Origin of the sequence: Albidovulum marisflavi (assembly GCF_025751435.1) — a bacterium.
Classification (GTDB): domain Bacteria; phylum Pseudomonadota; class Alphaproteobacteria; order Rhodobacterales; family Rhodobacteraceae; genus Albidovulum; species Albidovulum marisflavi.
Map to the genome: position 1 here is coordinate 577578 of NZ_JAOWKY010000002.1, position 19189 is coordinate 596766.

The 19189-nt window shown below is 63.5% G+C and carries 20 protein-coding genes; 14 read left to right on the forward strand and 6 right to left on the reverse strand.

The genetic code is table 11. The features are described 5' to 3' along the window. Window positions 1-11 precede the first annotated feature (11 nt). From OEW28_RS11615 to OEW28_RS11630, 4 genes are read left to right on the forward strand one after another with little or no spacing between them, the layout of a single operon-like run. Window positions 12-950 carry a tripartite tricarboxylate transporter substrate binding protein gene (locus OEW28_RS11615; protein ID WP_263734974.1) on the forward strand — a complete coding sequence of 313 codons (939 nt, stop codon included), beginning with the start codon at window positions 12-14 and terminating at the stop codon, window positions 948-950. Between the two features lie 57 nt (window positions 951-1007). After that, window positions 1008-1550, forward strand: coding sequence for a tripartite tricarboxylate transporter TctB family protein (locus OEW28_RS11620; RefSeq protein ID WP_263734921.1), 543 nt, complete (start codon window positions 1008-1010; stop codon window positions 1548-1550). 10 nt (window positions 1551-1560) lie between these two features. Then, a complete protein-coding gene (locus OEW28_RS11625; RefSeq protein ID WP_263734922.1) occupies window positions 1561-3084 on the forward strand; it encodes a tripartite tricarboxylate transporter permease in 1524 nt (507 codons plus the stop codon). 6 nt (window positions 3085-3090) lie between these two features. Further along, the gene (locus tag OEW28_RS11630) at window positions 3091-4578 is read left to right on the forward strand and encodes an aldehyde dehydrogenase (protein ID WP_263734923.1); all 1488 of its coding nucleotides are present in this window, start codon (window positions 3091-3093) and stop codon (window positions 4576-4578) included. 130 nt (window positions 4579-4708) lie between these two features. Here OEW28_RS11630 and OEW28_RS11635 read toward each other — a convergent pair whose 3' ends face one another. The 4 genes from OEW28_RS11635 to OEW28_RS11650 form a co-directional block, all read right to left on the reverse strand. Beyond that, entirely contained in the window at window positions 4709-5656 is a 948-nt protein-coding gene (locus OEW28_RS11635) for a phosphotransferase enzyme family protein (RefSeq protein ID WP_263734924.1), read from the reverse strand. Further along, on the reverse strand, window positions 5653-6930 hold the full coding sequence (locus OEW28_RS11640; RefSeq protein ID WP_263734925.1) for an aspartate aminotransferase family protein: 1278 nt from the start codon (window positions 6928-6930) through the stop codon (window positions 5653-5655). The genes OEW28_RS11635 and OEW28_RS11640 overlap by 4 nt, the downstream gene beginning before the upstream one ends. An 81-nt stretch (window positions 6931-7011) precedes the next feature. Then, window positions 7012-7674, reverse strand: a complete 663-nt coding sequence (locus tag OEW28_RS11645) for a hypothetical protein (RefSeq protein WP_263734926.1) — start codon at window positions 7672-7674, stop codon at window positions 7012-7014. A gap of 190 nt (window positions 7675-7864) precedes the next feature. After that, complete coding sequence (locus OEW28_RS11650) at window positions 7865-8800, reverse strand: tripartite tricarboxylate transporter substrate binding protein (protein WP_263734927.1); 936 nt, start codon at window positions 8798-8800, stop codon at window positions 7865-7867. Window positions 8801-8922: 122 nt separating this feature from the next. Here OEW28_RS11650 and OEW28_RS11655 point away from each other — a divergent pair, with 122 nt between their 5' ends. Continuing rightward, complete coding sequence (locus OEW28_RS11655) at window positions 8923-9732, forward strand: IclR family transcriptional regulator (protein WP_263734928.1); 810 nt, start codon at window positions 8923-8925, stop codon at window positions 9730-9732. A gap of 39 nt (window positions 9733-9771) precedes the next feature. On the opposite strand, the gene OEW28_RS11660 is transcribed toward OEW28_RS11655, so the two are convergent. Further along, entirely contained in the window at window positions 9772-10245 is a 474-nt protein-coding gene (locus OEW28_RS11660) for a Tm-1-like ATP-binding domain-containing protein (RefSeq protein WP_318527537.1), read from the reverse strand. A 215-nt stretch (window positions 10246-10460) separates the two neighbouring features. On the opposite strand from OEW28_RS11660, the gene OEW28_RS11665 reads away from it, so the two are divergent. Then, entirely contained in the window at window positions 10461-10922 is a 462-nt protein-coding gene (locus OEW28_RS11665) for a MarR family winged helix-turn-helix transcriptional regulator (protein WP_263734930.1), read from the forward strand. A 15-nt stretch (window positions 10923-10937) separates the two neighbouring features. Here the strand turns inward: OEW28_RS11665 and OEW28_RS11670 are convergent, their stop codons facing one another. Beyond that, window positions 10938-11474, reverse strand: coding sequence for a MarR family winged helix-turn-helix transcriptional regulator (locus OEW28_RS11670; protein ID WP_263734931.1), 537 nt, complete (start codon window positions 11472-11474; stop codon window positions 10938-10940). 132 nt (window positions 11475-11606) lie between these two features. Here OEW28_RS11670 and OEW28_RS11675 point away from each other — a divergent pair, with 132 nt between their 5' ends. From OEW28_RS11675 to fahA, 8 genes are read left to right on the forward strand one after another with little or no spacing between them, the layout of a single operon-like run. Then, on the forward strand, window positions 11607-12557 hold the full coding sequence (locus OEW28_RS11675) for an MBL fold metallo-hydrolase (protein WP_263734932.1): 951 nt from the start codon (window positions 11607-11609) through the stop codon (window positions 12555-12557). Window positions 12558-12586: 29 nt separating this feature from the next. Continuing rightward, a complete protein-coding gene (locus OEW28_RS11680; RefSeq protein ID WP_263734975.1) occupies window positions 12587-14206 on the forward strand; it encodes an FAD-dependent oxidoreductase in 1620 nt (539 codons plus the stop codon). 13 nt (window positions 14207-14219) lie between these two features. Further along, window positions 14220-14411: a DUF2783 domain-containing protein gene (locus OEW28_RS11685; RefSeq protein ID WP_263734933.1), complete on the forward strand. Its 192-nt coding sequence runs from the start codon at window positions 14220-14222 to the stop codon at window positions 14409-14411. A gap of 23 nt (window positions 14412-14434) precedes the next feature. After that, on the forward strand, window positions 14435-14980 hold the full coding sequence (locus tag OEW28_RS11690; RefSeq protein WP_263734934.1) for a VOC family protein: 546 nt from the start codon (window positions 14435-14437) through the stop codon (window positions 14978-14980). Window positions 14981-15033: 53 nt separating this feature from the next. Then, window positions 15034-16389: a homogentisate 1,2-dioxygenase gene (gene hmgA, locus OEW28_RS11695; protein ID WP_263734935.1), complete on the forward strand. Its 1356-nt coding sequence runs from the start codon at window positions 15034-15036 to the stop codon at window positions 16387-16389. Beyond that, complete coding sequence (locus tag OEW28_RS11700) at window positions 16386-17246, forward strand: MBL fold metallo-hydrolase (protein ID WP_263734936.1); 861 nt, start codon at window positions 16386-16388, stop codon at window positions 17244-17246. Before hmgA ends, OEW28_RS11700 begins: the two co-directional genes overlap by 4 nt. Before the next feature lie 7 nt (window positions 17247-17253). Further along, window positions 17254-17883, forward strand: a complete 630-nt coding sequence (maiA, locus tag OEW28_RS11705; RefSeq protein ID WP_263734937.1) for a maleylacetoacetate isomerase — start codon at window positions 17254-17256, stop codon at window positions 17881-17883. Between the two features lie 12 nt (window positions 17884-17895). Next, window positions 17896-19149 (forward strand): fumarylacetoacetase, encoded by a 1254-nt coding sequence (gene fahA / locus OEW28_RS11710; protein ID WP_263734938.1) that lies wholly within the window; start codon window positions 17896-17898, stop codon window positions 19147-19149. Window positions 19150-19189 lie beyond the last annotated feature (40 nt).

The following is a 19189-nucleotide window of genomic DNA, read 5'->3' on the forward strand; positions in this document are numbered from 1 at the left end:
ATCATCCGATGATGAAGAAACTTGTCGCGATCACAGCCGCCGCAGCGGCGCTTGCGATTCCCGGCGCTGCGCTCGCCGAATATCCCGAGAAGGCGGTCGAATTCATCGTGCCGTGGCCGCCGGGTGACCTTGAAGACGTGCTGACGCGCATGATCGCGGATGAGTTCCAGGCAACCTACGGTGTGCCGGCGGCAGTGGTGAACAAGCCAGGCGGCGGCGGCGGACCGTTCCCAGGCGCCGCCGAAGTGGCAAGCGCGCCGGCGGACGGCTACACCGTGGGCTCCTTTGTCGTCGGCGTGCCCGTCTCCGGTCCCAATACCGGAATCCCCGCGCTCAATCCAAACCCGTTCGATCCTCTGGGGATCTTCCTGACCTATCCCTTCGTGATCGTTTCCTCCAAGAGCGCGCCCTACCAGACGATGGAAGAGCTTGCCGCCCACGCCAAAGACAACGACGTGGCCCTTGGCCATTTCGGCTCCGTGCTGGTCCCGACCAAGGTCACGCTCGCCCTGGCGAAGACGATGGGTTTTGACTACGCGTCGGAAGCCGCCTTCGACGCGCTGGACTGCAACACCCTGGCGTCCGGCGACGCCGACGTGATCAACACGACGCTCCAACTCATCCTGCCCTGCATCGACGACGTCAACGTGCTGGCGTCCATCGGTTCCTCGCGCTTACCGCTGACGGCGGACACGCCGACCGTGGCTGAACTTGCGCCCGAGTTGAGCGTCTCATTGTGGAATGGCCTTTTCGTCAACAAGGACACGCCGGCCGATGCGCGTGAAAAGATCACTGCTGTCGCCGAAAAGGTCATGAAATCCGAAGCGGCAGCCAAACTCGCGGCGGAGACAGGCGCGCTGATCTACTGGCAGGGCGCTGCGGACAGCGAAGCACAGATCGAGGCCGACTCGGCAACGTTGGCCAAGATCAACGATATGCTCGCCCAATAACCACACCAAGGCCCCGAGGCATCCGTCTCGGGGTCCGTCTGGCACCCGGAGATAGAAATGAGTCGCATCAAGACGTTGCAGGACCTTTTCCGTCGCTACCGGCGGCCGGGTGACTTCGTCATTGCGTTCCTGTCCTTTGCCTTCGCGCTGTTCTTGGCGGCCTGCCTGCCCTTCCAGATCACTTGGGTGGAGGGCACGGCGCTTTTCGCTCAACCCGCCTTCTGGCCGTCGGTCGCGATCGCCTTGATGTTGGTTTTCAGCACGCTGCACATGATCGGGGCGCTCGTTTCAGAGCGGATTCCAGGACGGCTCGCGGAAGTCGTCCAGTGGATCAAGGCCATTGAATACGGCCTGTGGTTCATGGCCTATGTTTTCCTTGTGCCCGTCCTTGGCTACCTCCCTGCCACAATCCTGTTCACGGTGTCCCTGACCTTTCGCCTTGGCTACCGGGGCTGGAAATGGTCCGTGATGGCCGCGCTTTTCGCGGTTGTGGTGGTCGTTCTGTTCAAAACGTTCCTGCATGTGAAGATCCCGGCAGGCGCCGCCTACGATCTGCTCCCGGCGGGCAGCATTCGCAGCTTTCTTCTGACCTACCTCTGAGGAGCACGACGTGGAATCCTTGATCGGCGGTTTGAACCTCATCCTGTCTCCCGAAGTTGGCCTGGCCTTGCTTGTCGGCTCGATCGGCGGGGTCATCATCGGTGCGATCCCCGGCGTGGGTGCCGCAGTGGCCATCGCCATCCTTCTGCCTGCCACCTTCGCATTGGAGCCGATCGTCGGTCTCACGATGCTCCTCGGCATCTACGGCTCCTCGATGTATGGGGGGTCGTTGCCGGCGGTCCTCATCAACACGCCCGGAACGGCCGTCAATGCGCTGACGACCTACGACGGCCACCCGATGACCAAGCGCGGGGAAGCGCTGCGTGCGCTGGGGCTCGCCTACGGTGCAAGTTTTGTCGGCGGGATCCTCTCAATCCTCGCCCTCATCCTGCTTTCACCGGTGCTGGCAAAAGTGGCCCCGATGTTCGGATCACGTGAAATCTTTCTCGCGGCGTTGCTCGGTGTGATCCTCGTGGTGATCGCCCACCGCGGGCAGACTTTCGCCGCAGGCTCGCTTGCCGCCTTCGGCATCTTTCTGGGAACGGTCGGGCTGGAGCCTGTGAAATACACGCAGCGCTTCACGTTCGGGTTCGAGTTCCTGACATCCGGCGTCGACCTTATCGTTGTCGTTCTGGGTCTTTTCGCGATCAGCCAGGCCTTCGTCCTGCTCGTCGATCCGGATCACGCGCCCAAATCGCAGCACGTCTCCGGCAACATGTTCAAGTCGATGTTGGGCGTGTTCCGCCACAAGCGGATTGCGTCGGCCGGGTCCGGCTTTGGCGTGCTCATGGGAATGATCCCGGGCGTCGGAGAGTTCACCGCGCAGTTCCTCACCTATACCTACGCCCAAAAGACCTCCAAGACCCCGGAAGAGTTCGGCAAGGGCAGCCCCGAGGGCCTGGTCGCTTCGGAGAGTGCCAACAATGCCGTGCCGGCGGCGGCGATGATCCCGTTGCTGGCCCTCGGCATCCCCGGCGAGGCGCTGACCGCGATGATGCTCTCGGTCTTCTACGTGCATAACGTGATACCCGGGCCAGCCCTCTTCCGGGATCACCTGGATTTCATCTACGCGCTCTACATCGCAATGATCCTGCTCAACGTGATTGTCGTGATCTTCGTTGGCCTCAGCTCGAACCTCCTGATGAAGATCATCCAGATCCCGACAAGGTTTCTTGGCATGACGATCCTCACCCTGAGCTTCGTCGGCGTCTATTCGTTGCGCAATTCGGTGACCGATTGCCTGCTCGCCTCCGCCTTCGGCATTCTGGGCCTGATCCTCAAGCGCCAGAACCTGCCCGTCGTTCCAATCATACTTGGCATGGTTCTTGGCGGCATAATGGAGGTGAAGCTGCGTTCGGCCATGGCCCGCGTCAACACGCCGCTGGATTTCGTCGACCGGCCGATCGCAGCGCTTCTGGCGATCGCCATCGTCGCGCTCCTGGTTCTCCACGTCTGGGGGATCATGCGCGAGCGCAAGGCCCGCGACCCCGAATTCTCTCACGACCACGATATTCACGACAGCCAGCAGGGATAGAACGCAATGCTCGACCGGACCAAAATCGAGGCGCTTCGCAATGCTCGCGTGCCGCAGTCAGGTCATGTGATCGACGGCGTGGCGCGTGCCGCCTCGGACGGCGGCACGCTTGAGGTGATCTCTCCGCTCGACGGAAAGGTGCTGACGACCATGGCCTGCGGCACGAAGGACGATGCCGACCGGGCGATCGCCGCGGCCCGCCGCGCCTTCGACGATGGGCGCTGGTCAGGCATGGCGCCTGCGCAGCGCAAGAAGATCCTGCTTGCATGGGCCGATCTCATCGAAAACGAAGCGCTGGAGCTTGCCGTGCTCGGGGTGCGAAACAATGGCACCGAGATCGGCATGGCGCTCAAGGCGGAACCGCTCTCCGCCGTCGGCACCATCCGCTACTACGCCGAGGCCCTCGACAAGCTCTACGGAGAAATCGCACCGACCGGGCCGGATGTTCTCGGGCTCGTTCATCGAGAACCGGTCGGCGTCGTCGGCGCGATCGTGCCGTGGAACTTCCCGCTCATGATCGGGTCGTGGAAGTTCGCGCCCGCGCTCGCGGCTGGCAACACGATGGTGCTGAAACCGGCCGAGACGGCATCGCTGACCCTGGTGCGCCTGGCGGAACTGGCGATCGAGGCGGGCATGCCGCCGGGCGTGTTCAACGTGGTCACCGGGAAAGGCTCGGTCGTCGGCGAGGCGATCGCCCTGTCGATGGACGTCGACGTCCTGGTCTTCACCGGGTCGGGTCCGGTGGGTCGGCGGCTGCTGGAATACGCCGCCCGATCCAACCTCAAGCGCGTCTACCTTGAGCTGGGCGGCAAGTCCCCCAACATCGTCTTTGCAGATGCGCCCGATCTGGCCGAGGCCGCGAAGGTTTCGGCCGGCGGCATCTTCCGCAATTCCGGTCAGGTGTGTGTTGCTGCGTCCAGGCTCCTGGTCGAACGGTCGATCCACGATGAATTCATCGAGGCGCTCGCAGGCGTCGCCAAGTCCATGAAGGTCGGCGATCCGCTTGATCCCTCCACTGCGGCGGGGGCGGTCAATAGCCTGACCCAGCTTGAACAAAACCTGGGCTTCGTCGACGAAGCACGCGCCCTTGGGCGCGACATCCGCATCGGCGGCAGCCGCATCCTCGAGGAAACCGGCGGCTACTACATGGCGCCGACGATCGTGACGGGGGTCGCCCCCACGGACCGGCTCGCGCGGGACGAGGTGTTCGGCCCGGTTCTGGCAGTGATCCCCTTCGACACCGAGGAAGAGGCCATCCAGATTGCCAATGGCACCGACTACGGCCTTGCCGCCGCCGTGTGGACAGGCGATCTGTCGCGCGCCCACCGGATGGTGCGTGCGATCAAGGCCGGCGTGGTTCATGTGAACACCTACGGAGGGTCAGACATCACTGTGCCACTGGGCGGTGTGAAGCAATCGGGGAACGGCCACGACAAGTCGCTGCACGCCTTCGACAAGTACCTCGACCTCAAGACCGCCTGGATCAAGCTTTAGGCGATACCGCCGAAGAGTTCCCGGCACGGCGCGCCGATGCCGGTTCCCGCGCCGGTGATCAGAATGTCATTCTCTTGAACCGATGTCCCATGACTTCCCCATTTTCTGCTGACACGCGGCCCTCGTGCCTTCAAGCCCGGTGAGGCTGGCCGAGATATGCGGAACACAGGCGGCGCGCGGTGCGAATGAAGCGCGCGTTGCGATCCGCCCCATGCTCTTCGGTGATGCGTGGCACAATCCAGCCGACGTAGGTCACAGCACGCAGCGCCAGGAAAAGATCCAGCATTTTCTCATCGATCCGGCGGCGGGAGCGGTAGCCGGACACTAGAGCGGCCTGCAGCTCGCCGCAGTTCGGTTCGTCGATGTTCTTCAACAGCGCGGTCGCGATGTCGAAGAGCCGATAGCCAAATCCCCCGTCATCGAAATCGATCAGTCGAAGATTTGGCCCATCGACCAGCACGTTCTCACGCACGATATCCGCGTGGATCAGGCCATAGTCGGCGCAACTTCCCATCGCCCCGAGGTCGCGGACGGCCTCTTGCCGGAACTGTTGCAGCAGCTGACGGGTTTCCGGGTCGAGTGTCGGATTCTCCCAGAAGCGGCCCCAAAGGGGATCGTCGCCAAGCAATCCGTCGAGGTCCCAGGCGCATCGGGTGAATGTGTCCGGTCGCCTCCATGCATCGCAGGCGTCGTGCAAGCGGGCTATTTCTGCGCCGAGGCACGCGAAAATGCCGGGCGCATCGTCGATCGCGAGGCGATCGCGGCTTTGGCCGAGCGGTCGTCCCGACAACCACCCGACCAGGTCGACATAGTGGCTTCCGACGGTTTCCAGCAGCGCCCCCGAAAGCGCCGGACGCGGTCTTGGCACCGACAGACCTGCGGCGTGCATCGCGTCGAGCCACTGAAGCTCCGACAAGAGCTCGGCCTCCGTCCGGTAGCCCGGACGTTTGATGCGAAGGGCAAAATCGCACTGATCGGAACGGATGCGATAGACGCGGTTTTCGCGCCCGGCGACGAATTCGCTCGTGGCGCCTTCAAGGCCCCACAGCGCAAGGGCTTGGCGGACCGGATCTGTCAACGGCGCACCTCGGTCGTCGCCATGACATCGTCCAGCGTCTCGATCAGCAGGTCCAGATGTTCCTCGGCAAAGGGCATGGGCGGCCGGATCTTCAGCGTGTTCTTGTGGCGACCGAGCTTGGACAAGAGGATACCGCGGTCGCGCATGGCGTTGACCACACGGTCGGCATAGGCGATGGCAGGCTCTTTCGTCGCGCGGTCCAGCACGAATTCAGCTCCGAACACCATGCCGCTTTGACGGACATCCCCGATGACCTCGTATTTCCGGGCCAGGGCCGCAAGTCTTTCCTTGGCCAAGATTCCGATACGAAGCGCATTGGCTTGAAGATGCTTTTCCTCGATCTCTTCAAGGACCGCCATCGCCGCGGCGCAGGACACCGGATTTCCGCCGAACGTATTGAAGTACCGGAACGAGTTGCGAAAACGCTCCATGATCTCGGCATTCGTGACCAGCCCCGCAACCGGATGGCCGTTGCCCATGGGTTTTCCCATCGTGACCACATCAGGCACCACGCCCTGTTTCTGGTGCGCCCAGAAGTGGTGGCCGCACCGGGCAAAGCCCGACTGGACCTCATCGCAGATCAAGATCCCCCCTGCCCTTCGCACGACCTCGGCGGCGGGCCGCAACCAGCCTTCCCGCTGGTCAGGGAAACCCTCGTTCAGGAACAGCGGGCAGACGATCAGCGCGGCGAACCCGATGTCCGCGCCTTCCAGATCGTCGATCGCTTGTTGCACCTTTTCGGCAAAGCGCTGTCCGTCGGGATCGTCGATCCGATAGCTGTCCGGCGCCTCGACATGCCGGAAATTTTCGCCCAGCCCGAAGCCGACCTCAGGCACGTTGCTTCTGGAGAGATGACTAACAAGCGTCGTGTTGCCATGGTAGGTCGCGTCGGTCGCGACAATCCCGCGCTTACCCGTCATCGCCTCTGCCATACGCAGCGCGATGTCGTTGGCCTCAGATCCCGTGCAGGTCAGGATCGCGGTCTTGAGCGGGTCTTCGAACGTCGCCGTCAGCCGGGCAACGTAGTCGAGAATGCCTTCGTGCAGATAGCGCGTGTGGGTGTTGAGGGTGCGGGCCTGCGTGCAGATCGCATCGACCACGCGCGGATTGCAGTGCCCGACATGGGGAACGTTGTTGTAGCAGTCGAGATAGCGCCGACCGTCCGCATCCCAAAGCCACACCCCTTCTCCACGGACAATGTGGACGGGGTCGTCGTAGAACGTGGATACGTTGGGTCCCAGTAGGTTCCGCCGCCGCGCGATAAGATCAGACATAAGTCGGTTCCATTCCTTCGGTTTCCGGGGATGCCAGACCTGCGATCTGTCTGGCCCCCTCATTCTTCGTTGCCAATGTGCTCAGCTGCCTGACTGGTCGCCCTGGTCCGGCAGCGGTGTTCGTCTGCGCCGCAGCCCGATCAACGCGAAGACGAGGATCCCGAAGACGGCAAGACCGATGAGCGTGGCCGAGATCGGACGCTCGAAGAAGACAAGGATGTTACCGTTGGAAAGGCTCATCGACTGCGCGAAGCGCCACTCGAACAGAGGGCCAAGGACAAGCCCGATCACCATCGGAAAGGCCGGAATGTCGTTCCCGATCATGATGCGACCCACGATGGCGAACACGATCATGAACAGGTAGACCAGAAAGATGCCCGAATATTCCAGCGCTGGCTGAAGGTTGCCGAACGCCCATCGCGACCTGCGGACGAAGGTGCCCCGGTCCGTGCTCCGCGCCGCGATGCGAAGCCACGCAAGGACCTGAAAGGCCGAGGCGGCAAGCGTGATCGCAAGCGTGAAGATCGGCCAGGTAGCCGGCTCGACCCACCAGCCTTTCTGCATCGGCGCGGAACGCGTTGCGACAGGCAAAAGGGCAAGAAGCAGGCAGGCCAGCACGGCGAACACCAGTGCGATCATGCCCTGCGCTTCAGGATGCACGAATTCGGAGTGCTCGGGATCGTCCGGCAGCGGAACGCCATGAGCAATTGTCTCGATACCGGCAGACCCCTGTTGGTCAGACATTGCTTGCTCCCTCGGATGATGGGTGTCTCTGAAACGGCACCGGCTTGCCGAGCCATGTCCGCGAAAGCCGGGCGTCCTTCGGCCCTTGCGGGCCTTCTTGCACGATCGAATGCATGAACGGCCTGCGCGGCCGCTTGGTGGACCCGGCGTCCGGCGGGCTGGCCGACCGGACACCGGAGCACATCGTTCATTATTGCGCTGCCGCGACAAGTTTCTCGGCAGCCGCGTAATCGGCATCGATGCGCTTGGCGGCCTCGTCGGGACCGATCCAGTATACGCCGGCGCCCGTGTTCTTGGCGACGTCCTGCGCCTTCTCGGATTGCATCGCCTTCGAGGCGGTTTGAGCGATCCTGTCGATCACCTCCTGGGGCGTATCTTTCGGCACGAAAAGCCCGTTCCACAAGGTGATGTCGAGGCCGGGAATCTGCTCTGACAGAAGCTTTGCATCCGGGGCGAGCGACAACGGCGTGTCGGCGTAGGCGGCCAGAACCTTGACGCTGTCGAGGCAGGGCAGCACGAGCGCCATCGACGTCGCCATCAGGTCCACGTCACCCGATTGCAACAGCGCACAGTCAAGCATATCGGCAGGCGTATCGGCCGCAAACTCGAAGCCGAGTTGCCGCGCCGCCTCGAGCGTCTCCATTGTCGGGATCACGTCATAGCCGAATTGGCTGAGCTTGACAGGGTTCGCCTTGGCGTAGTCCGCCAGGCTGGCCAAGTCGGAATAGGGTGCATCGCCCCTCGCGACGAGTGCGAAGGGATATGTCAGGAAAATCCCTACCGGCACGAAGGTCGAGCGGTCGTAGGTCGCGACATTCTTGATGATTTGCACCGTCGGCACGTCCAGGACGAATGACCCGACGGTGTATCCGTCCGGGGTCGCCTGCGCCACGAAGGTGGCCCCTTCCACCGCGCCGCCGCCGGGACGCTTGATGGCCTTGCCGGGAACGCCCGTCTCTTCTGTCGGGGCGTCCGCGATGATGCGGGTCAACTCATCCTCCAGATTACCGGGAGGCCAGGGGACGATAAAGGTGACCGGGCGCTCAGGATACTCCGCCTGCGCAGCTCCGGTCAGTCCGCAGGTCGCCAGGACGATCGCCAGCGCGGGTCCCATGATACTTTTCACTTGCGCTTCTTCCGTGGTTCATTATTATCACCGGCGGTTCAATATTATGCGGCGGATTGTCGCCGTGTCAACGAAAATGAATGTGCAGGCGGGGCCGGCGCGTTCCTGACGGAGAGAGCGACGTGTCGACCACCGTAGCCAAGGCGCTGACCCTGCTTGACCAGTTTTCCGAAGACACGCCCGAAGTCGGCCTTTCCGATCTTGCGCGGCGAACGGGCCTCGACAAGGCAACGGTCCACCGGATGATGTCGGTTCTGGCCGATGCGGGATTGGTCGAACAGAGGGGTGCCGCACGTCTCTACCGGCTCGGCCCCGGCGTTCTTCGGCTGGCCCGCGTGCGTGAAAAATCCTTTCCGGTCACCGCGATATTCCAACCGGCGCTGGATTCGCTGGCCTCGAAAACGGGGGAAACCGCACATGCTTCGCTGATTTCGGGGCGCGCGCTTGCGACAATCGATGTCTGCGAAAGCAATCGCAGCAGTCGCGTCTCGCTCGTGGCTGGCGAGGTCTTGCCGTTCCACACCACCGCGTCCGGCATGGCCGCACTTGCCTTCGCCTATCCGGAGCTGCGAGAGCGAACCCTCTCATCCTCGCTGTCCGCAAAGACCGCCCACACCGTCACCGACGTAAAGCTCTTGCGTCAGCGACTCGAAGAGGTCGCGGCGTCGGGTTTCGCGGAATCGGACCAGGGCAATGAGGAGGACGTTTATGGCATCGCCGTTCCGGTCTTCTACGCGGACGGATTTGCATCAGGCTCGATCGCCGTTGCCACACCCGCGCACCGGATGACGCCTGACCTTCGCCAGACCATCATCTGCGCGCTCATTCGCGAGGCGGAGAAGGTCACCTTCAACGTCGGCGGAACCGTCCCGGCCAGTTACAGGAACGCCGCTGCGCGAAGCCTCGCATCCTTTGCCAAGATGCCGGGGTGAACGCGCGGCGCAGTGGCCGCCGACGCTGACGAGCGGTGATCAGGGCCTGGCGCCGGGCACGATCCCATCCGCGACCCACTGATCGAAGATCTCCAGCGCGGCGGCGCAGAACTCCGGATCGTTGATGTGGGCCTGAAGCTCCGTGACCTCGACAGAGGGGGCCACGATGGCGCGCAGCTCGGACAGAAAGGCCGCCAGACCCTCGGGGTCGTGGCAGTCGCCGCCGGGCCGGTCCCATTCCTCGATACCGCCCATCGGGATGATGAGATGGGTCGCCGCGCGGCTTTCTCCGATGCGGCTGTTCAGTTCCCGGGCGATTTCGCGCCGCTCGTCCACGTTGTAGAAGGTGTTCTTGACCAACTTGTTGTGCATGTGAATGGGGCGGTCCTGAAATTGCGCGGGAATGTCCTGCCAGCCCGCGAAGTCGATCAGGTCCATGCACCCCGGCGCGACGATCTGCGGAATCCCCGCGCGGCCCGCGGCGCGATGCCGGTCACGCCCGGCATTCACCACCGATCCCGCGAGAAGGTTGGCTGGAAGACCTATAAGGGTCGTGGCGAAGTCGTGACCGAGTATTTCCCGTCCTCGGGCACCGGACAAACCAACGTGCTGTTCGACGTGACCTGAGACTGCATGGGCGCGTTCGCTCCGCCTCTCTTGACCTCGCCCGCCTCTCTTCGCTTCAATTGCAACGAAATTGGGGCTACATGGGCGTTGAAGGAGAAGCGATGCAGCTCGAAACGTTCTTTCCCTACCGCCTTGCGATCACTGCCGAGGCATTCTCACGGCAGTTGGTTTCAGTCTATGGACGCGCCTTCGGCCTTACGCGCGAGGAATGGCGGCTCTTGTTCCTGATCGATGGCGCGGAACGGATCACTTCGCTCGATCTGGCGCGCCGAACGACCCTCGACAAGGTGCAGATCAGCCGAGCGGCGCAACGCCTGGAGGACAAGGGACTTATTTCGCGTGTGATTGATGCCGAAGACCGCCGCCTGCGGCTTTACTCGATCACGGATCAAGGCCGCGACACCTTCTCGCGGGCGTTTGCCGAGGTCGAGGGCCGCGCCGCCCTGATTCTCGGCCAAATTCCACCCGCCGACCGAGAGGCTCTGGATCGCGGCCTGGCGGCCTTGATGAAGGCATGCCAGGCAATCGAGGAACGCGAATACGGCTGGGGACAGGACACCTGACCGGGGGCGCGATGGTCACAGGCTCGGATCGCCGGAAGGCAGGCTGCCAGCACTCCTCCTCTCGATGTCCGGTCGTTGCAGATCCATCCGCGACCGGCGCTTCGCCTCGGGGTCGTCGTCCAGGACCGAGTGAATTTGTTCCATCACGCGACAGAAAGTATCCATGTCTTGCCGGCTGATCCGGGCGCACAGCTTGTCCTCGTAGGCCCGCGCGGCAGGCAGGATATCCGAAAGCGCAGTCTCGCCCGCGACAGTGAGGGAAATCTCGACAAGCCGGCCATCGGTTTCGCCCGGCACCTTCTCCACCAGGCCCGCCGCTTCCAGCCGCGACACGGCCCGGCTGACCCGAGACTTCTCGAGGTTCACGCAGTCGTGGATATCCTTCACCGAGATCGCGCCCTGGCGCGACAGGTGGACGAGCACGCGCCACTCCGCGACGGACAGGCCGCGGATCTTGCCATATTCTATGGAAAGGCGATGACTGACGCGCTCGGACAGCACGGCCAGTCGGTACGGCAGAAATCCGGACAGGCGGAACTGGTCTTTGCCCATGAGAGCCTCGCGAAAACGTTTCGCCTGCAATGATATTGACTTTCGTTGCAATCGCAACGATAAAAGCTTTGTTTCGATTGCAACGATTCTGGCGCTCGAAACTATGCCGGCCCGCAGACGAAAGGAAAGACCATGTCGAAAGCATTCGCGTCGCAAGGCGACACGGCGGAAAAGAAGATCTCTTTCACCGAGATTGGCGAGGGTCTGTGGGCGTTCACCGCGGAAGGCGACCCCAACTCCGGTGTCATCATCGGCGATGACAGCGTCATGATCGTCGAGGCGCAGGCGACGCCGCGCCTGGCCAACAAGGTGATCGAGAAGGTTCGTGAGGTCACGGACAAGCCGATCACCCACGTCGTGCTGACGCATTACCACGCGGTGCGCGTCCTGGGCGCCTCGGCCTTCAACGCCGACCAGATCATCATGTCCGACAAGGCCCGCGCCATGGTCGTCGAGCGCGGCCAGGAGGACTGGGACAGCGAGTTCCAGCGCTTCCCGCGGCTTTTCCAGGGGCATGAATCGATCCCCGGCCTGACCTGGCCCACCACCACCTTCAGCGACAGCATGACGATCTACCTGGGCAAGCGGAAGGTCGTGATCAAGCAGATCGGCCGCGCGCATACCGCAGGCGACAGCATCATCTGGGTGCCCGACGCGCAGACCATGTTCACCGGCGACATCGTCGAATACCACTCTGCCTGCTACTGCGGGGACGGCCATTTCGAGGACTGGGGCCGGACGCTCGACGCGGTCAAGGCCTACGACCCCCAGTTCATCGCGCCGGGCCGTGGCGATGCCCTTGTCGGGCGCGAGATGGTGGATGCCGGCCTTTCCGCAACGCGGGATTTCGTCGACAGCACCTACCGCCCCGCCCAGCAGGTTGCAGCGAGGGGAGGCTCGCTCAAGGACGCCTGGGACGCGGTGCGCGAGGCCTGCGACCCGAAGTTCAAGGACTACGCCATCTACGAACACTGCCTGCCGTTCAACGTCGCGCGGGCCTACGACGAGGCGCGCGGCATCGACACGCCGCGGATCTGGACGGCGCAGCGTGATCTGGACATGTGGGAGCAACTGCAGGGCTGATCCGCTCTGCCAGGGAGGAGGAACGGACGGTGCTTCAGGACCGCTACAAACTGGCCTACAAGGTCTACCCCTACGAACGGTCGGCGGATCAGGACAAGCCCGACGCGGTGCGCCACCCCGTCGTCATCGTCGGCGGCGGGCCGATCGGCATCGCGACGGCGATCGACCTTGGCCAGCAGGGCATTGCGACGCTGGTTCTGGATGACCACGAGGGCATCGGCATGGGAAGCCGGGCCATCTGCTTTGCCAAGCGCTGCCTCGAGGTCGCGGATCGCTACGGATGCGGCGAACCGATGTTGCACAAGGGTGTGGTCTGGAACCTCGGCAAGGTGTTCCACAAGGACGACAAGGTCTTTGAATTCAACCTGCTGCCCGAACAGGGCCACAAGTACCCGGCCTTCATCAACCTTCAACAGCCCTATTTCGAGAAATACATGGTCGATCGCCTGCGGGCGCTGCAGGCTGAGGGTGCGCCGGTCGAAATCCGTGGCAAGAACCGCGTCGACGCGTTGGAGGTCAAGGACGACCACGTCGTTCTGGACGTGATGACGCCCGACGGCCCCTACAAGGTCGAGGCCGATTGGCTGATCGCCTGCGACGGGGCAAGTTCGCCCCTGCGCACCATGCTGGGCCACGAGTTCACCGGCAAGGTGTTCCAGGACAGCTTCCTGATCGCCGACATCAAGATGAAGGGTGATCTGAAGTTCCCGACCGAACGCTGGTTCTGGTTCGAACCCAGCCACGGCCAAGGGGCCTCGACCCTGCTTCACAAGCAGCCGGACGATGTCTGGCGCGTCGACTTCCAGATCGGCTGGGACGTCGACCGCAAGGAAGAGATGAAGGAAGAGAACATCCGCCGCCGCCTCGACGCCTTCCTGGGCAAGGTCGATTACGAGATGGTCTGGTCCTCGATCTACACCTTCCAGTGCAAGCGGATGGACAGCTTCCGCCACGGCAGGGTGTTCTTTGCCGGCGACGCGGCGCACCAGGTGTCGCCCTTCGGCGCGCGCGGGGCCAATTCCGGCATGCAGGACGTGGACAACCTCGGCTGGAAGCTCGGCCTCGTCATCCAGGGCAAGGCGCCGGAGCGGCTTCTGGACAGCTATTCCGAGGAACGGATCTTCGGCGCGGACGAAAACATCCTGAACTCGACCCGCTCGACCGACTTCATCACGCCCAAGTCCGAGATCAGCAAGATCTTCCGGGATGCTGTCCTGTCGCTGGCCGGCAAGGCGACCTTCGCGCGCCCCCTGGTCAACTCCGGGCGGCTTTCGGTGCCTTGCGTCTATGACGGGCTCAGCCTGAACGGCCCGGACGCGCTGGCCGGCGGCCCCGCCCGCACGCGCGTCGGCGCGCCGATGGTCGATGCCCCGGTCGATGGCGCCTGGCTTCTGGAGAAGCTCGGAGGCCGGTTCCAGCTGATGACCATCGACGCCGATGCGCCCGAGACGCTCGACGTGGACGGGATCGCGGTCACGCGGCTCGCGCTCAGTGCCAAGGGCAACCCCGAGCTTGCGGAACGCTACCTGGGCGAGGCGCGCTCCGCCGTCTACCTGATGCGCCCCGACCAGCACGTCGCGGCGCGGTGGGACCAATTCGACGCGGACGCGGTGCGGGACGCCGTGAACACCGCCACCGGACGCACCTGAGGAGGACCGCAAGATGGGCACCCTGAACACCGAACCCAACATCGCCCGGCCCGATGATTTCTACGCGCGCCTCTTGGCCGCGCATGAAGGCAAGTCGAAGGCGGAAAGCGACGCGATCAACGCGCGCCTCGTGCTGATCCTGAGCAACCACATCGGCGATGCCGAGGTCCTGGACCAGGCGCTGACCTTGGCCGCCCAATCCTGAACCGTCCCGCAACGGAGGAAATGATGAAGATCGAGAAGATTCACCACGTCGCCTACCGCTGCAAGGACGCGAAGGAGACGGTGGAATGGTACGGCAAGATGCTGAACATGGATTTCATCCTCGCCATCGCCGAGGACCGCGTGCCCTCCACCCACGAACCCGACCCCTACATGCACCTGTTCCTCGATGCCGGGGACGGCAATGTCCTGGCCTTCTTCGAACTGCCGACAAAGCCGGAAATGGGCCGCGACCCGAACACCCCCATCTGGGTCCAGCACATCGCCTTCAAGGTGAAGGACCGCGACACGCTGCTGAAGTTCAAGGACCACCTGGAAGCCAATGGCGTCAATGTCCTGGGCGTGACCGACCACTCGATCTTCCACTCGATCTACTTCTTCGACCCAAGCGGTCACCGCATCGAGCTTGCCTGCCCCGATCCGGAGGAAGAGGCGCTGCTGAAGCGCATGGATGCCGTAAAGTGGGACATGCTGGAGGAATGGTCGCGCACCAAGCGGGCGCCGAAGCATGCCGACTGGCTTCACGCCAAGGAACTGGGCAAGGCCCTTTGATCACCGATGCCGCACCCGCGAGCGCGCGGTGCGACCCGATAAGGAAACGCGCTATGAACGACATGGACAAGACCGGCCTCGTGCAAGCCGATGGCCACGCCGTCACCGAAGGCTACATGCCGGGCTTTGGCAACGACTTCGAGACCGAGGCGCTGTTGGGCGCCCTGCCCCGAGGCATGAACTCGCCGCAGAAATGCAATTACGGGCTTTATGGCGAACAGCTTTCCGGCACCGCCTTCACCGCGCCGAGCCATCAGAATGAACGGACCTGGTGCTACCGCATCCGGCCTTCGGTCAAGCATTCCTCGCGCTACCAGAAGATCGCCCTGCCCTATTGGAAAAGCGCGCCGCATGTCGTCGATGACGTGATCTCGCTCGGCCAGTATCGCTGGGACGCGGTGCCGCATTCGGAGGAAAAGCTGACTTGGCTGACCGGCATGCGGACCATGACCACGGCGGGCGACGTCAACACGCAGGTGGGGATGGCCAGCCACATCTACCTGGTGACCGACAGCATGGTGGATGCCTATTTCTATTCCGCCGACAGCGAGCTTCTGGTCGTCCCGCAGGAGGGGCGGCTCAGGTTCTGCACCGAGCTTGGCATCATCGACCTTGCGCCGAAGGAGATCGCCATCCTGCCCCGCGGGCTGGTTTACCGCGTGGAAGTGATCGATGGCCCGTGCCGGGGCTTCGTCTGCGAGAACTACGGGCAGAAGTTCGAACTGCCCGGCCGCGGCCCGATCGGGGCCAACTGCATGGCCAACCGGCGCGACTTCAAGACGCCCGTCGCCGCCTTCGAGGACCGCGAGGTGCCCTCGACCGTCACCATCAAGTGGTGCGGACAGTTCCATGAAACGAAGATCGGCCACAGCCCGCTGGACGTTGTCGCCTGGCACGGCAACTACGCCCCGGTGAAATACGACCTGAGCACCTACTGCCCCGTCGGCGCGATCCTTTTCGACCATCCCGATCCGTCGATCTTCACCGTGCTGACCGCGCCCTCGGGCGTGCCGGGCACCGCGAACATCGACTTCGTGCTGTTCCGCGAACGCTGGATGGTGATGGAAAACACCTTCCGTCCGCCCTGGTACCACAAGAACGTCATGTCGGAACTGATGGGTAATATCTACGGCCAGTATGACGCCAAACCGCAGGGCTTCGTGCCGGGTGGCATGTCGCTTCACAACATGATGCTGCCGCATGGGCCCGACCGCGAGGCCTTCGAAAAGGCGTCCAACGTGGAGCTTGAACCCCACAAGCTCGACAACACCATGTCCTTCATGTTCGAGACCCGCTTCCCGCAGCACCTGACCGCCTTTGCCGCGAAGGAGGCGCCGCTGCAGGACGATTACATCGACTGCTGGGAAAGCCTTGAAAAGAAATTCGACGGTACGGAGGGCGTGAAGTGACTTCGTCCAGCATCGCACTTCTGGGGGTCAAGGGCGGGCCGGCGATCCGGCCGGGATCCTCCATGCCCACCTCCACTCTGGTCCGCATGGGTGGCAGGACGATCCTCGTCGACGCCGGCCTCGGCACTGCGCGCGGCGTCTGCGATCAGGGCGTGGGATTGGGAGAGATCGACACGATCCTGATCACGCACCTTCATGGCGACCATATCCTTGAGCTGGGTCCGCTGCTCTATACCGCCTGGACCGCAGGACTTAAGCGCAAGATCGTCATCTACGGGCCCGAGGGCCTGACGACCTACTGGGCCGGGTTCACCGCCTCGATGGTTTACGACATCGATCTTCGCATCCACGACGAGGGCCATCGCGACCTGGCCGAGTTCGTCGAATTCAGAACCATCGGAGAGGGCGTCGTGATCGAGGACGCCGGCCTGGTCGTGCGCGCCATGCGCAACCTCCACCCGCCGGTGACGGACTCCTTCTCGCTGCGGTTCGAGGCGGGCGGAAAGTCGGTCGTCCTGTCGGGTGACACGACCTTCATGCCCGAGATGTCGGCCTTCGCCCGCGGATGCGACGTTCTCGTGCATGAGGTCTACCTTGATTCAGCCATCGACGCCCTTTGCGCGCGGATCGGCAATGCGGACAAGGAGAAGAAGAAGGCGCATTTCGTCCGGTCGCATTGTCGAACCGAAGATGCCGGACGCATCGCGCGTGAGGCCGGCGTCGGGATGCTGGTGTTCAATCACTTCGTGCCGGGCGACGACCCGACGCTCAGCGACGACGACTGGCGGGCCGGAGCCCGGAACGAATGGGACGGTGACATCAGGATCGGACGCGACGGCATGGTCATCGAACTGTAGGTGACGGATGAAACTCTTTACCTACTGGCGCTCAACGACATCCTACCGCGTCCGGATCGCGCTGAACCTGAAGGGGATCGCTTTCGACGCGGTTCCGGTCAACCTGGTCGCCGCGGAACAGAACACGGCCGCCTATACTGCGTTGAACCCTGGCCAAGGCGTTCCGACGTTGGTTCTGGATGACGGAACGGCCCTGGTTCAATCCATGGCGATCCTTGACTGGCTGGACGAAACCCATCCGGAGCCGCCGTTGCTGCCCGCGGGTCCCCTGTTGCGCGCGCGGGTGCGGGCCGCGGCGCTGACCATCGCGACCGATATCCACCCGGTCAACAACCTGCGCGTCATCGCCCGGCTGAAGGCGATGGGCCACAGCCAGGAAGAAACCGTCGCCTGGATGAACGACTGGATGACGCGGGGCTTCACGGCCTTCGCGGACCTGATCGCGCGCAATACCGACTTCTGTTTCGGCGAGGCGCCCGGGCTGGCCGACCTGTGCCTTGTGCCACAGCTTTACAATGCCCGCCGCTGGGGATGCGACCTTGCCCCCTTCCCGCGCCTGGCCGAGATCGAGGCCCGCTGCCTTGCGCTGCCCGCCTTCGACGCCGCCCGCCCCGAAAACCAGCCTGACGCCACCTGACGGAGACCCAAGATGACCGAGTTGATCCAATCCTGGGTCGCAAGCGCCAATACGCCTGACACCGACTTCCCGCTCAACAACCTGCCCTATGGCGTGTTCTCGACGGAAGGCGGCCAGCCACGTTGTGCGACCGCGATCGGCGACATGGTGCTCGATCTCGACGCGCTGGAAGAGGCAGGTGTCCTCGATTTTGGCGGGACGCTTAGGACCGGCGGCTGGAATGCCTTCATGGCGCTCGGGCACGCGGACTGGGCACGGCTGCGGGCCACGCTGATGAAGTTGCTCGGCTCGGGCTCGGAGGCCGAGACGCGGCTGCGCCCGCATCTGCTGTCCCAGGCGGACGTGACGCTGCACATGCCCTTCGCCGTAACGGAATACACCGATTTCTACGCCGGCCGGCACCATGCCTTCAATGTCGGCACGATGTTCCGCGGGCCCGAAAACGCTCTACCGCCGAACTGGCTGCACATCCCGATCGGCTATAACGGACGGGCCTCCTCGGTCATTGTCTCGGGCACCCCTGTCACCCGTCCGAACGGTCAGCTCAAGGGCCCGAACGACGACGCGCCGCGCTTTGGCCCGTCGCAGCGCTTCGACATCGAGCTTGAAATGGGTGCCATCGTCGGCCAGCCGTCCAGCGGGCCGATCTCGGTGGCGGAGGCCTTCGAGAACATCTTTGGCTACGTGCTTCTGAACGACTGGTCCGCGCGCGACATCCAGGCCTGGGAATACCAGCCGCTTGGCCCGTTCCAGTCCAAGGCAACGGCCACGACGATCAGCCCCTGGATCGTCACCGCCGCCGCGCTGGAGCCCTTCCGTACCATGACGCCCCCGCGCGAAAAGCCACTCTTGCCCTATCTCGCAGAGCCGGGGCCAATGCTCTACGACATCGCGCTCGAGGTAGGACTGACACCCCAAGGCGGCGCGGAAACGGTGATTTCCCGCACGAACTACAACGAAATGTACTACTCTGCCGCCCAGCAACTGGCGCATCACACCAGTTCAGGATGTCCGATGCGCGTCGGCGATCTTCTGGGCTCCGGCACGATCTCCGGCCCCGAAAAGGGCAATCGCGGCTCGCTTCTGGAACTCTCTTGGGGCGGAAAGGAACCAATCGAGATTGACGGCGGCACGCGCACTTTCATCGAGGACGGAGACACCCTGACCCTGCGCGGGGCGGCCTGGGGCAATGGCTATCGCATCGGCTTCGGTCCGTGCACTGGCACGATCATCTCCGCGCGCGATCCCGGCCAGAGGTCGGATTGAACCCCGAGATCTCGGGGTGGCCGTCCACCCGCGGCAAGGT

Coding starts and splice junctions, on each gene's coding strand:
- OEW28_RS11670 (WP_263734931.1), bottom strand. CDS start 11,474: ATGGGCAAAGACCAGTTCCGCCTGTCCGGATTTCTGCCGTACCGACTG.
- OEW28_RS11675 (WP_263734932.1), top strand. CDS start 11,607: ATGTCGAAAGCATTCGCGTCGCAAGGCGACACGGCGGAAAAGAAGATC.
- fahA (WP_263734938.1), top strand. CDS start 17,896: ATGACCGAGTTGATCCAATCCTGGGTCGCAAGCGCCAATACGCCTGAC.
- OEW28_RS11645 (WP_263734926.1), bottom strand. CDS start 7,674: ATGTCTGACCAACAGGGGTCTGCCGGTATCGAGACAATTGCTCATGGC.
- hmgA (WP_263734935.1), top strand. CDS start 15,034: ATGAACGACATGGACAAGACCGGCCTCGTGCAAGCCGATGGCCACGCC.
- maiA (WP_263734937.1), top strand. CDS start 17,254: ATGAAACTCTTTACCTACTGGCGCTCAACGACATCCTACCGCGTCCGG.
- OEW28_RS11640 (WP_263734925.1), bottom strand. CDS start 6,930: ATGTCTGATCTTATCGCGCGGCGGCGGAACCTACTGGGACCCAACGTA.
- OEW28_RS11615 (WP_263734974.1), top strand. CDS start 12: ATGAAGAAACTTGTCGCGATCACAGCCGCCGCAGCGGCGCTTGCGATT.
- OEW28_RS11690 (WP_263734934.1), top strand. CDS start 14,435: ATGAAGATCGAGAAGATTCACCACGTCGCCTACCGCTGCAAGGACGCG.
- OEW28_RS11630 (WP_263734923.1), top strand. CDS start 3,091: ATGCTCGACCGGACCAAAATCGAGGCGCTTCGCAATGCTCGCGTGCCG.
- OEW28_RS11685 (WP_263734933.1), top strand. CDS start 14,220: ATGGGCACCCTGAACACCGAACCCAACATCGCCCGGCCCGATGATTTC.
- OEW28_RS11665 (WP_263734930.1), top strand. CDS start 10,461: ATGCAGCTCGAAACGTTCTTTCCCTACCGCCTTGCGATCACTGCCGAG.
- OEW28_RS11620 (WP_263734921.1), top strand. CDS start 1,008: ATGAGTCGCATCAAGACGTTGCAGGACCTTTTCCGTCGCTACCGGCGG.